This is a genomic window from Inquilinus sp. Marseille-Q2685, assembly GCF_916619195.1.
Classification (GTDB): domain Bacteria; phylum Pseudomonadota; class Alphaproteobacteria; order DSM-16000; family Inquilinaceae; genus Inquilinus.
On sequence record NZ_CAKAKL010000001.1, the window covers coordinates 398,851 to 411,121 of the forward strand.

The 12,271-nt window shown below is 69.4% G+C and carries 10 protein-coding genes; 5 read left to right on the forward strand and 5 right to left on the reverse strand.

Annotated elements, in window-relative coordinates:
- Positions 1-3,294, forward strand: a complete 3,294-nt coding sequence (treS, locus tag LG391_RS01870) for a maltose alpha-D-glucosyltransferase (RefSeq protein ID WP_225765482.1) — start codon at positions 1-3, stop codon at positions 3,292-3,294.
- The gene (glgB, locus tag LG391_RS01875) at positions 3,287-5,476 is read left to right on the forward strand and encodes a 1,4-alpha-glucan branching protein GlgB (protein WP_225765485.1); all 2,190 of its coding nucleotides are present in this window, start codon (positions 3,287-3,289) and stop codon (positions 5,474-5,476) included. The genes treS and glgB overlap by 8 nt, the downstream gene beginning before the upstream one ends.
- Positions 5,477-5,510: 34 nt before the next feature.
- Here the strand turns inward: glgB and LG391_RS01880 are convergent, their stop codons facing one another.
- A complete protein-coding gene (locus LG391_RS01880) occupies positions 5,511-6,062 on the reverse strand; it encodes a DUF4142 domain-containing protein (protein WP_225765487.1) in 552 nt (183 codons plus the stop codon).
- Between the two features lie 154 nt (positions 6,063-6,216).
- Between LG391_RS01880 and LG391_RS01885 the strand changes: the two genes are divergently transcribed.
- Positions 6,217-6,405, forward strand: a complete 189-nt coding sequence (locus LG391_RS01885) for a DUF3008 family protein (RefSeq protein ID WP_225765489.1) — start codon at positions 6,217-6,219, stop codon at positions 6,403-6,405.
- 15 nt (positions 6,406-6,420) lie between these two features.
- Here LG391_RS01885 and LG391_RS01890 read toward each other — a convergent pair whose 3' ends face one another.
- Both LG391_RS01890 and LG391_RS01895 read right to left on the reverse strand, forming a co-directional pair.
- A complete protein-coding gene (locus LG391_RS01890) occupies positions 6,421-6,717 on the reverse strand; it encodes a hypothetical protein (protein WP_225765491.1) in 297 nt (98 codons plus the stop codon).
- Between the two features lie 215 nt (positions 6,718-6,932).
- Positions 6,933-8,726, reverse strand: coding sequence for an MFS transporter (locus LG391_RS01895; RefSeq protein ID WP_225765493.1), 1,794 nt, complete (start codon positions 8,724-8,726; stop codon positions 6,933-6,935).
- A gap of 195 nt (positions 8,727-8,921) precedes the next feature.
- Between LG391_RS01895 and LG391_RS01900 the strand changes: the two genes are divergently transcribed.
- Positions 8,922-9,776 carry an alpha/beta hydrolase gene (locus LG391_RS01900; protein ID WP_225765496.1) on the forward strand — a complete coding sequence of 285 codons (855 nt, stop codon included), beginning with the start codon at positions 8,922-8,924 and terminating at the stop codon, positions 9,774-9,776.
- A 5-nt stretch (positions 9,777-9,781) separates the two neighbouring features.
- The gene (locus LG391_RS01905; protein WP_225767627.1) at positions 9,782-11,323 is read left to right on the forward strand and encodes an ABC transporter substrate-binding protein; all 1,542 of its coding nucleotides are present in this window, start codon (positions 9,782-9,784) and stop codon (positions 11,321-11,323) included.
- 10 nt (positions 11,324-11,333) lie between these two features.
- On the opposite strand, the gene LG391_RS01910 is transcribed toward LG391_RS01905, so the two are convergent.
- Both LG391_RS01910 and LG391_RS01915 read right to left on the reverse strand, forming a co-directional pair.
- The gene (locus tag LG391_RS01910) at positions 11,334-11,681 is read right to left on the reverse strand and encodes a DUF3088 domain-containing protein (RefSeq protein ID WP_225765506.1); all 348 of its coding nucleotides are present in this window, start codon (positions 11,679-11,681) and stop codon (positions 11,334-11,336) included.
- Between the two features lie 13 nt (positions 11,682-11,694).
- The gene (locus LG391_RS01915) at positions 11,695-12,153 is read right to left on the reverse strand and encodes an Lrp/AsnC family transcriptional regulator (RefSeq protein WP_225765508.1); all 459 of its coding nucleotides are present in this window, start codon (positions 12,151-12,153) and stop codon (positions 11,695-11,697) included.
- Positions 12,154-12,271 lie beyond the last annotated feature (118 nt).

Below are 12,271 nucleotides of genomic sequence, written 5' to 3' on the forward strand. Positions count from 1 at the left end.
ATGCTCAAGCGCTCCCCCGCCCCCGGCTTCGACGACCCGACCTGGTACAAGGACGCGGTCATCTACCAGCTGCACGTCAAGTCGTTCTTCGACAGCAACGACGACGGGATCGGCGACTTCAAGGGGCTGATCTCCAAGCTCGACTACATCGCCAGCCTGGGCGTCGACACGCTGTGGCTGCTGCCCTTCTACCCGTCGCCCCGTCGCGACGACGGCTACGACATCGCCGCCTACACCGAGGTGCATCCGGATTACGGCACCCTGGCCGATGTCCGCCGCTTCATCGCCGAGGCGCACCGCCGCGGCCTGCGTGTGATCACTGAGCTGGTGATCAATCACACCTCCGACCAGCACCCCTGGTTCCAGCGCGCGCGGCGGGCCAAGCCGGGCTCCTCGGCCCGGAACTTCTATGTCTGGTCCGACACCGACCAGGCCTATGCCGGCACCCGGATCATCTTCCTGGACACCGAGACGTCGAACTGGACCTGGGACCCGGTGGCCGGCGCCTATTTCTGGCACCGTTTCTACTCGCACCAGCCGGATCTGAACTTCGACAATCCGCGGGTGCTGGCGTCGGTGCTGCGGGTGATGCGGTTCTGGCTCGATCTCGGAGTCGACGGGCTGCGTCTCGACGCCATCCCCTATCTGATCGAGCGCGAGGGCACCTCGAACGAGAACCTGCCCGAGACTCACGCCGTGCTGAAGCAGATCCGGGCGCATCTCGACGCGCGCTATCCCGGCCGCATGCTGCTGGCCGAGGCCAATCAATGGCCGGAAGACACGCAGGAGTATTTCGGCCGCGGCGACGAATGCCACATGGCATTCCACTTCCCGCTGATGCCGCGGATGTACATGGCGATCGCGCGCGAGGACCGGTTCCCGATCACCGACATCCTGCGCCAGACGCCGGAGATCCCGGAGACCTGCCAATGGGCGATCTTCCTGCGCAACCACGACGAGCTGACGCTCGAGATGGTGACCGACAGCGAGCGCGACTATCTCTGGGAGACCTACGCCGCCGACCGGCGCGCCCGGATCAATCTCGGCATCCGCCGCCGCCTGTCGCCGCTGCTCGAGCGCGACCGCCGGCGCATGGAGCTGATGAGCAGCTTGCTGCTGTCGATGCCGGGGACGCCGGTCCTGTATTACGGCGACGAGATCGGCATGGGCGACAACATCCATCTCGGCGACCGCGACGGGGTGCGTACGCCGATGCAATGGTCGCCGGACCGCAACGGCGGCTTCTCCCGCGCCGACCCGGAGAAGCTGGTGCTGCCGGCGATCATGGACGCCCTCTACGGCTTTCCGGCCGTGAACGTCGAATCCCAGGGGCGCGACCCGCATTCGCTGCTGAACTGGACCCGCCGGATGCTGGCGCTGCGCCGCCGGCACCGCGCCTTCGGCCGCGGAACCTTGCGCTTCCTCTATCCCGGCAACCGCAAGATCCTGGCCTATCTGCGCAGCTACGAGGACGAGACCATCCTGTGCGTCGCCAACCTGTCGCGCGCGCCGCAGGCGGTCGAACTGGACCTCGCCGATTTCGAGGGCCGCTCGCCGGTCGAACTGACCGGCGACACCGTGTTTCCACCGATCGGCCAGCTGACCTATCTGCTGACCCTGCCGCCCTACGGCTTCTATTGGTTCCAGCTGCGGGCCGATGCTGCAGCGCCGCGCTGGCATCAGGAGCCGCCGGAGCAGATGCCGGAATTCGTCACCCTGGTGCTGCGCGACGGCCTGGCCGACGTGCTGTCCCCGGCGTCACGGAAGATCCTGGAGACCGAAAGCCTGCCGGCCTATCTGCCGAAGCGCCGCTGGTTCGCGGCCAAGGACCGGCGCATCGATGAGATCCGCATCGCCAAGGCGACGCCGCTGCCGGGAACCGAGCTGATGCTGGCCCAGGTGGAAGCGACCGCGGGCGGCACGACGGATTGCTATCAGGTGCCGCTCGGCATCGCCTGGGAGGATGGCAGCCTGCCGGCGCTGCAGCAGCAGCTGGCCGTCGCCCGGGTTCGGCGCGGCCGCCGCGTCGGCTTCCTCACCGACGCCTTCTCCCTGCGCGACCTGCCGCTCGCTTTGGTCAACGGGTTGCAGACCGGCCAGACGCTTCCGGCCGAGGATGGCGAGATCCGGTTCCTGCCGACGACGCGGATGGAAGGGTTCGAGCTGCCGCCGGATGTGGATGTCCAGTGGCTGGCGGCGGAGCAGTCGAACAGCTCCCTGGTCCTCGGCGGTGACAAGCTGGTGCTGAAGCTGCTTCGCCGCATCCGCCCCGGCATCCATCCCGAATCCGAGATGGGGCGCTATCTGACCGAGCACGGCGCAACCAATATCGCTCCGCTGTTCGGCGAGGTGGTGCGCATCGGCGCCGACGGCGAGCCGCGGACGCTGGCGATCGCCCAGGGCTTCGTTCGCAACCAGGGCGACGGTTGGAGCTGGAGCCTGGACAATCTGCGCCGGACCGTCGACGAGATGACCCTGACCGAAGGAGCAACCGATGGCGAAGGCTTCGCCGACGAGGCCGGCTTCGCCGCGGCGATCGGCCGGCGCCTGGCCGAGATCCATGCCGTGCTGGCCCGGCCCAGCGACGACCCAGCCTTCGCACCCGAGCCGGCGGATGCCGCGGCGGTCCGCGGCTGGATCGAGGAGGCGCGGGTCGAGATCGACGGCGCGATCGCCACGGTCGCGGCGATGCGCGATTGGCCGGACGCCGCGACCGAAGCGGCGGCCAGGCGGCTGCTGGAAGGCCAGGATCGGCTGGCCCGGCTGGTCGAACGCCTGGCCGACGCGGGTCGGGGATCGCTGCAGACCCGGGTCCATGGCGACTTCCATCTCGGCCAGGTGCTGGTGGCGCAGGGCGACGCCTATCTGATCGATTTCGAGGGCGAGCCGACCCGACCGATCGCCGAGCGCCGGCACAAATCGAGCCCGCTGCGCGACGTCGCCGGCCTGCTGCGGTCGATCGACTACGCCGCGGCCACGGCCGACGATGCCATCCGTGATTCCATCCCCGAAGCGATGCGGGAGCAGCGGACCGCCCTGCTGCAGCGGTACCGGGCCGAGGCGTCGCAGGCCTTCCTGGAGGCCTACCGCGCGGTCGCCCGGGTTGCGCCGCATCCCTGGGCGACGCCGGAGGCGGAGGAGGCTCTGATCGCCCTCTTCTCGCTGCAGAAGGCGGCCTACGAAATCCGCTACGAAGCGGCGAACCGCCCCAGCTGGATCGGCCTGCCGATCCGTGGCTTGGCGGCCTTGCTGGACCAGCTCGCCACCGACGCGAAGGTTCTGACCCATGCCTGACGTCGCGCTGCCGACCGGCCTCGATCCCGCCGCCCTCGACGCGATCGCGGCGGGGCGCCATGGCGATCCCTTCGCGGTGCTGGGCCCCCACCCGACCGGGGACGGCATCGCGGTCCGTGCCTGCCTGCCCAATGCCGACAGGGTCGAGGCGGTGGCGCGGTCGGATGGCCGCCGTTTGGCGAGGCTGAAGCCCATCCATCCGGCCGGGGTGTTCGCCGGCGTGCTGAACGAGGACGAGCCCTATCTGCTGCACATCACCTGGCCCGGCGGCGCGGTGCAGGAAACCGAGGATCCTTACGGCTTCGGCGTGCTGCTCGGCGATCCGGACCTGCGCGCCCTGGCCGCAGGCGACCCGGAGGCGGTGCGGCGCTGCCTGGGCAGTCGGGTGGTCACGATCGACGGGGTCGCGGGCACCCGCTTCGCCGTCTGGGCGCCGAATGCCAGCCGCGCTTCGGTGGTCGGCGAGTTCAACAGCTGGGACGGACGACGCCATCCGATGCGGCTGCGCCATCACGGCGGAGTGTGGGAGATGTTCATCCCGCGCGTCGCCGACGGCGCGCTCTACAAATTCGAGCTGCTGGACCGGCACGGCCGGCTGCTGCCGCAGCGCGCCGATCCGCTGGCCCGCGAGACCGAGGCGCCGCCGCGCACCGCCTCGGTGGTGCCGCTGCCCCTGCCCTTCCGCTGGGCCGACGGCGAATGGATGCAGGGCCGGGCCGAGCGGCAGTCCGCTTCCGCCCCGATCTCGATCTACGAGCTGCATGCCGGCTCCTGGCTGCGCGGCGCGGACGGCCGGCCGCTGGGCTGGGACGGGCTGGCGGACCGGCTGGTGCCCTATGTCGCCGGCATGGGCTTCACCCATCTCGAGTTGATGCCGATCACCGAGCACCCCTTCACCGGCAGCTGGGGCTACCAGCCGCTCGGCCTGTTCGCCCCGACTGCCCGCTTCGGTCCGCCGGAGGCCTTCGCCCGCTTCGTCGACGCCTGCCACCGGGCCGGCGTCGGCGTGCTGCTGGACTGGGTGCCGGCGCACTTCCCCGGCGACGCCCACGGGCTGCATCGCTTCGACGGCACCGCCCTCTACGAGCACGAGGACGAGCGCGAGGGCTTCCATCGCGACTGGAACACCTGGATCTACAATCTCGGCCGCACCGAGGTGGTCGCGTTCCTCCTGGCCAGCGCGCTGGAATGGCTGGACCGCTACCATATCGACGGGTTGCGGGTGGATGCCGTCGCCTCCCTGCTCTACCGCGACTACAGCCGCGGGCCCGGCGACTGGATCCCCAATGCCCATGGCGGGCGCGAGAATCTGGAATCGATCGCCTTCCTGCGGCGGCTCAACACGCTGGTGGCCGAGCGCCATCCCGGCGCTGTGGTGATCGCGGAGGAATCGACCGCCTGGCCCGGCGTCACCGCGCCGGTATCGGAGGGCGGTCTCGGCTTCTCCTTCAAATGGAACATGGGCTGGATGCACGACACGCTCGGCTATATGACGCGCGACCCGATCCATCGCAAACACCACCACAATGCGATGACCTTCGGGCTGCTCTACGCCTTCAGCGAGCGCTTCGTGCTGCCGCTGTCTCATGACGAGGTGGTCTACGGCAAAGGCTCGCTGCTGGGCCGCATGCCGAGCGACACCTGGCAGCGCTTCGCCAACCTGCGCGCCTATTTCGGCTTCATGTGGAGCTCGCCGGGCAAGAAGCTGCTGTTCATGGGCGGCGAGTTCGGCCAGGAGCGGGAGTGGAACCACGACGCCCAGCTGGACTGGCACCTGCTGGACGACCCGCTGCATCGCGGCGTGCAGCGGCTGGTCCGCGACCTCAACCGGATCTACCGGGCCGAGCCGGCGCTGCATCGGCACGACGCCGACCCCGCCGGCTTCGCCTGGACCGTGGTCGACGATGCCGAGGCCAGCGTCTTCGCCTATCTGCGGCTGGGCGCGGAGGGCGACGCGCCGATCCTCGTGGTGTGCAACTTCACCCCGGTGCCGCGGCCGGAATATGGCATTCCGGTTCCGCATCGCGGGCCCTGGCGGCCCATCCTGAACACCGATGCGCGCGAATACGGCGGCGGCGGCATCACAGAGGCCGAACCGGTGATCGAGACCGGTGCCGGCGGCCGCGACCTGCTATTGGCCTCCCTGCCCCCACTGTCGACGGTCATGCTCCGCGGGGGCTGACCCGTCGCATGGAGGCAGGGAAGGGACAGAAGCCTCAGCGCAGGCCGGACAGGATGGCCTGGGCCTCGTCGAGATGGTGCTGGACGATCGGGGTCAGCTGCGAGGCCACCGCCTTCAGGTTCGGATCGCCACCGCTTTTGCCATAGCTCTGCTGCAGCTTCAGCGCCTCCTGGTGGGCTTCCACCTGGCCTTCCATGTACTGGCGGTCGAATTCGGCGCGCGGGACCGACCGCAATGCCGCCAGCTTCTCCTGATGCTGCGGGTCGAGCGCGGTCGGCAGCTGGATGCCCAGGTTCGAACTGCGGACGGCGCTGCGGATCTTGCCGGTGGATTCGGTGTGATCCTTCACCATCATCCGGGCGAAGCTGCGGACCTCGCTGCTGCGGGCCCGCCGGGTGGCGACCTTGCCGGCCTCGACCTCGAACAGGTCACTCATCCCGGCGGTCTGCACATAATTGGCCGGATCGATCTGGGGCGAAGGCGCCAGCGATGCCAGCATCTGCGCCGGCTCGCTCTCGCGGCTGCAGCCTCCGAGCGCGAGCGTGCAAGCGATCGCCGCGGTCGACAGCACAAGGACGGCCCTCATGACAATTCTCCCTGTCGGGGACGGGAATGTACGATTGCAACAGGATCAAAGCGCCGGCCGTTCCGGATCGAACCGCGACGCAGGGGGCAGGAGCGGAACCGGCCGACATGCCCCACCGTTCCTGATTCAGGTATCCACCACCGTGGAGGCAGTCATGCCGGCGAAATCGAAAGCGCAGCAGAAGGCGGCCGGGGCCGCCCTGGCCGCCAAGCGCGGTGAGCAGAAGGTCGGCGAGTTGAAGGGCGCGTCGAAGTCGATGTACAAGTCCATGAGCGAGAAGCAGCTCGACGAAATGGCCTCGACCAAGCGCAAGGGCAAGCCCGAGCACGCGTCCAAGAGCTGAGGGCGCCGAAGGTCCCTACACCAGCCGTCCGATCGCGCCCGCTTGCTCGGACCGGTCCAGCAGTTCCATCAGCTCCAGTGGGGTGAGGTCCAGCCCCTCATCGTCCAACAGCGCGACCGCCAGGGTGCAGGCCATGGCGCTCTTCTCGTTGTCGGACAGTGGCTCCTGCTTGTGCATCATCAGTTGCCGCAGCCAGATCGCGAACTCGATCGGCGTCATCCGGCCGTCCCGAACCTGGCCCAGCAGCGTCAGCGTCAGATGGGCGGCGCTTTCGAACTCCAGTTCGGCGAATCGATCGATCGGAGGTTTCATACCGGAGGCACCGCGTCGTCGACGGCCATTCCTTGCGGTTCCAAATGCAGAAGGAGGTCTGCCTAGACTATCGCCACCGCCTGTCGGTGACCAGATGTCATCGAATGAAGCTTCAATGTTCAAGAACCCGGGCTACTCACAGCTCTATTTTAACAGAATGCTGCGCGAGCATGACGTCCAGGTGGGTAGCAATACGGAACGAGACGAGGCTGATACTATGTTCCGGTGGTGGAAATCTGAGGATCGGCAGCCGGCGTGGAGACAGGCTGCTGCCCCGGTGATGCGGTCGCCCCCTGCCCCGGCGGCCGCCCCGGATCCGGCCTTGCCGCGCCATCGGCGGGAGGCTTGGCGGCCAGCTGGCGCCGGCCGCGCCGGCGCCAGCTGATGGCGTGGCGGACCGAGGGCGGCGGCCCCTGGTTCAGCCGCCCGACCCGGTCGATCAGCTCGCGGTCGGCCGCGGTCAACCGGGCCAGCAGCCGCAGATGTTCGTACCAGCTGTCGACGAAATAGACTTCGCTCCATTTCAGCCGGTCGGCGGCGTCGCGGAACAGCGACCACCGGCTGGCGCCGTTGCGCAGCCGCACCTCGCGCAACCGGGCGCTGGCGCGGACGAAGTCGCGCTCCTGGTCCGGCCCGATGCGGTACTCGACCACCACCATCACCGCGTCCCGGCGCGGATCGATCGGCAGGGCCGGCAGCTCCAGCTTGCGGACCGGCGCGGCCCGCAGGTCGACCAGGGCGATGTCCGGGATCTTCAGCCGCAGCGCCCACAGCGCCCCGATCACGAGCGCGGCGCCGCTGGCCGCCAGAGTGGCGGCGACACCCGCGCTCTCAGCCAAGGCGCCCCAGGCGACCGAGCCGAGCGCCAGCCCGCCATACAGCGCCATCTGGTAGATCGCCATGGCCCGGGCCTTGACCCAGTCCGGCACCAGCAGCTGCACCGCGGTGTTGTAGGTCGACACCACGGCGATCCAGGCGACGCCGCCGACGAACAGCACCGGCACCAGCACGGCGGTGATGTGGATGGTGCCGAGCACCAGCAGCACCGCGGCGAAGACGAAGGCGGAGCTCGAGATCAGCCCGCTGGTGCCCAGCCGTTCCCGCGCCGGCTGGACCAGGAAGCCGCCACAGACCGCACCGATGCCGAGCGCGCCGAGCAGCACGCCGTAGCCGATGGCGTCCTCGCCGAGCTGGTCGAGCGCCAGCAGCGGCAGCAGCGCCCACACCGAGCTGGCGCAGAAGCCGAAGATGAAGGACCGCGTCGCCACCCGCCGGGTCACCAGCGAATGCCGGGCGAAGCGCAGCCCTGCGGTCACGGCCCCGCGCAGCGTCTCCGGCGGCAGGGCCGAGCGCGCCGGGCGCCAGCCCCAGGACCAGACCGCCGCCAGCAGGCCGGCGAAGCTGGCCGTGGCGATCAGGAACACCCATGACGCGCCCAGCCAGGCGAGCAGGAGGCCGCCAATCGCCGGCCCCAGGGCGCGGGCGACGTTGTAGTTGATCGAGTTCAGCAGCACGGCGCTGGCCACCGCCTGCTTCGGCACCATGTCGCCGACCGCCGCCTGCCAGGCCGGCCCCTCCAGCGCGTAGCCGACGGCGATCAGGAAGGTCAGACCGATCAGCCCGACCGGCTCGAGCAGACCGAGGACGCCGAGCACGGTCAGGCCGAGACCGCCCAGGACGCAGCACGCCTCGCCAGCCAGGATCATCTTGCGGCGATCATAGATATCGGCCAGCGCCCCGGTCGGCAGCGACAGCAGCACCAGCGGCACCGCGGTCGCCACCTGGATCAGCGCGACCAGGAACGGGCTGGCCTCGGTGACGGTCAGCACCCAGGCGGCAGCGACCGACTGGGCCCAATCGCCGAGATTGGCGAACAGGCCGGTGAACCAGACCAGGCGGAACACCGGATGGGCCAGTGCCTCGACGAAGGGCAGCAGCAGTCCCGCAGGCGCCGGCTCGGCGGCGCGCTCCACACGCAGATCATCCTTGGCGCCGACCGCCTGCTGCATCCGGCTCTGCCCCGCTGGCCGAGGTCTTCACAACTCTAGGCATGCCGGCCGCATCAGCGCAAAGGCCTCGATGATCGCGGCGCTGTCGAAATTTTCGAATTTTACGATATCAAAATACATTTCGCCTTGCGACGAGCGTCGGCCGTCCTAAGATGCCCGGGCCGGCCGGTGAAGCCGGCACAGCGGAGGCTGACAATGCGCGATCGTCCGGGCCATGGGGTGAGGCTGTCCTACTACGATTTCGGCCAGACGCCGTTCTTCGCGCTGCAGGCCGACCAGCGCGTCTCCTACTGCCTCTACGTTCCCCGGGACTACGAGGAGGATGGCGACAAGACCTACAGCCTGGCGGTGCTGATGCACGGCACCGGCCGCACCGCCACCGCCTATCGCGACGGCTTCATGGATTTCGCCGAGGCGAACGACTGCATCCTGCTGGCGCCGCTGTTCCCGGCCGGGCTGATCGAGCCGGGAGAGCTGTCGAACTACAAGCGCCTGGCCTTCCACGACATGCGCTTCGACCTGCTGCTGCTGGCCATGGTCGACGAGGTGGCGGCGAAGTACCGGGTCCGCGCCGACCGTTTCCTGATGTTCGGCTTCTCCGGCGGCGGCCATTTCGTCCACCGCTTCCTCTACGTCCATCCGGAGCGGGTGCTGGGCGTCTCGATCGGCGCGCCGGGCTCGGTCACGCTGCTCAATTGGGACTACGACTGGTGGGTCGGCCTGCGCGACTTCGAGGCCCGCTTCGGCCGGCCGGTCGACCTCGCGGCGATGCGCCGGGTGGCGGTGCAGATGGTGATCGGCGGCGACGACACCGAGACCTGGGAGATCGTCACCAGGCCGACCGATCCGGGCTGGATGGACGGCGCCGACCTGGCCGGCGGCAACCGGCAGGAGCGGATGCTGTCGCTGCGCGCCAGCTTTGAGCGCCACGGCATCGCGGTGCGCCATGACATCGTCCCCGGCGTCGGCCATGAGGGCACGCGCGTGCTGGAGCCGGTGAAGGCCTTCTTCGCCGACACGCTGGCGAAGCTCCGGGCCGAGGCGGCGTGAGCGCCATGCGGGCCCTGGCCCTTGCCGCCCTGCTCCTCGCCGCCGCTCCTGCGGCCGCGGCGGAGCCGACACCGCTGCTGTCGATCGCGCTCAATGCCGATATCCGCAGCAGCAATCCGGGCGTGCAGCGCGACTTCAACTCCGACGTCGTGTTGCAGCATGTGACCGAAGGGCTGGTCGCCCTGCGCGAGGACCAGACCCCGGTGCCGATGCTGGCCGAGAGCGTCGAGGTGTCGCCGGACGGCACCGCCTACACCTTCCGGCTGCGCGACGGCGTCACCTTCCACGACGGCCGGCCGATGACCTCGGCCGAGGTGGCATGGAGCTGGAAGCGCTATCTCGACCCGGCGACGCAGTGGCAGTGCCTGGACCGCTTTGACGGCCGCAACGGCCCGAAGGTGCTGGCGGTGGAGACGCCGGACCCGCGCACCGTGGTGTTCCGGCTCGACCGGCGCAGCGCGCTGTTCCTGGTCAACATGGCGACGATCCAGTGCGGCGCCGCGGTGCTCAGCCCCTCCTCGCTCGGGCCCGACGGCGCCTGGGTCAAGCCGGTCGGGACCGGGCCCTATGTCTTCGCCGACTGGCAGAAGAACCGGTATCTCGAGCTGACCCGCTTCGCCGGCTACAAGTCGCTGCCCGGCGACCGCGACGGCGCCGCCGGCGGCAAGCAGGCATTGGCGGAGAGGCTGCGTTTTGTCGTCATACCCGACCGTTCGGTGATGAACGCCGCCCTCCTCTCCGGCCAGGTCGACATCGTGCCCGATGTCGGCGCCACCGAGATCGAGACGATGAAGGCGGCCGGGGCGCAGGTGACGGTGACGCCGACCCTGTCCTGGGCGGTGCTGCTGCTGCAGACCCGGGATCCGCTGCTGTCCGACGTCCGGGTGCGCCAGGCGCTGGCCCGGGCGATCGACGGCAAGCAGGTGGCCGAGGCGGCGAGCTTCGGCCTGGCCGCCCCGAATCCGTCGGCCATCGCCGTGGCCAGCGCCTATCACCACGACGGCGAGATGGCTTGGCCGGCCTATGACCCGGCCGAAGCCGCGAAGCTGCTGCAGCAGGCCGGCCGCGCCGGGGCCACGATCAGGATCCAGACCAACAACCGCCCGACCGGCCAGTACGAGGCGGCGCTGATGATCCAGGGGCTGCTGACCGCCGCCGGGATCGACGCGCAGCTCGAGACGCTGGACTGGGCGACGCAGCTGCAGAACTACCGCGAGGGCAAGTTCCAGGCCTCGGTCTTCACCTATTCCGGCCGGCCCGACCCGGCGCTGGCCTTCGACTCGATCATCGGCAGCAAGGACGAGGACCCGACCAGCCAGTGGGAGGACCCGCAGGCGGCCGCTTGGCTGGCCGAGGCCAAGACGGTGGAGGACAAGGCCGGCCGGCAGGCGATCTTCGACAAGCTGCACGCCCGCATGGCCGAGCAGGTGCCGGTGATCGGCCTGTTCAACCCGGTGCAGGTGACGACGGTCGGGCCGAAGGTCCGCGGCTATGCCGATTGGGGTCCGGGCAACGCCCGGCTGTGGGGCGTGCGGAAGGAGCCTTAGGCCGCGCCGGTCAAGGATGCGGGTCGGGAAAGCCGTGACGCCGTGACAGGGCGGCGAGGATGCGGTCCTTGCCGGCGATGAAGCGGACGTCGCCATGGCTCTCGGCCTCCGCATCGACCGGGCTCCCCACGCCCAGCACCAGCAGCGGCAGCGACTGGTTCCGTTCGCCGACCAGCGCCACCACGGCCTGGCGCGGCCGCGGCCAGGGGATCCGCTCGACGTCCAGCCGCGCCGCCGGCTCCGGGAAGGAGGCCAGCACGCCTTCCAGCAAGGCGCAGTGCCAGCAGTAGAAGACCTGGCCGGGATAGGCCGGGTCGGTGAATCCGGGACGCAGCAGGAACAGGCGGTCACGGGTCATGGCAAAGTTCTCCTTAGGTCCCGGAGTTGCCTCGGATCACGCTGCGCAGGGTAAAGGCCGACTGGATGCGGGAGACGCCGGGCATGCGCGACAGCTGCTCCTTGTGGATCCGCTCGTAATCGGCGGTGTCGCGGGCGACGACGCGCAGCAGGTAATCCGACATGCCGGTCATCAGATAGCACTGGTCGACCTCCGGGCACTTCCGCACGGCGGCCTCGAACCGGGCCAGATATTCCTCGGTCTGCCGCTCCAGCGTGATCTGGACGATGGCGATGGTCGGGTTGGCGACGTCGGGCTCGTCGATCAGCGCAGTGTAGCCGCGGATGATCCCGGCATGCTCCAGCAACTGACGCCGGCGCAGGCAGGCGGACGGCGACAGCCCGACCGCCTCGGCCAGGTCGGCATTGCTGATGCGCCCGTCGGCGCGCAGCAGCTGGATCATCTTGCGGTCGATGGCGTCGAGCGTGGTCATGCGTGTTTTCTGCGAAAACCGGCGAATTTGCTGCGAACACCAGACCATCCGGCCGCAGAAGGATCAACGGAAATCAAGGATCACCGAGGGCCCGCGGCCGTATCCTGATGCCGTTGGA

Excerpts from the sequence above, each read along its gene's own strand:
- treS (WP_225765482.1), top strand. The coding sequence starts at position 1 with ATGCTCAAGCGCTCCCCCGCCCCCGGCTTCGACGACCCGACCTGGTAC.
- glgB (WP_225765485.1), top strand. The coding sequence starts at position 3,287 with ATGCCTGACGTCGCGCTGCCGACCGGCCTCGATCCCGCCGCCCTCGAC.
- LG391_RS01880 (WP_225765487.1), bottom strand. The coding sequence starts at position 6,062 with ATGAGGGCCGTCCTTGTGCTGTCGACCGCGGCGATCGCTTGCACGCTC.
- LG391_RS01885 (WP_225765489.1), top strand. The coding sequence starts at position 6,217 with ATGCCGGCGAAATCGAAAGCGCAGCAGAAGGCGGCCGGGGCCGCCCTG.
- LG391_RS01890 (WP_225765491.1), bottom strand. The coding sequence starts at position 6,717 with ATGAAACCTCCGATCGATCGATTCGCCGAACTGGAGTTCGAAAGCGCC.
- LG391_RS01895 (WP_225765493.1), bottom strand. The coding sequence starts at position 8,726 with ATGCAGCAGGCGGTCGGCGCCAAGGATGATCTGCGTGTGGAGCGCGCC.
- LG391_RS01900 (WP_225765496.1), top strand. The coding sequence starts at position 8,922 with ATGCGCGATCGTCCGGGCCATGGGGTGAGGCTGTCCTACTACGATTTC.
- LG391_RS01905 (WP_225767627.1), top strand. The coding sequence starts at position 9,782 with ATGCGGGCCCTGGCCCTTGCCGCCCTGCTCCTCGCCGCCGCTCCTGCG.
- LG391_RS01910 (WP_225765506.1), bottom strand. The coding sequence starts at position 11,681 with ATGACCCGTGACCGCCTGTTCCTGCTGCGTCCCGGATTCACCGACCCG.
- LG391_RS01915 (WP_225765508.1), bottom strand. The coding sequence starts at position 12,153 with ATGACCACGCTCGACGCCATCGACCGCAAGATGATCCAGCTGCTGCGC.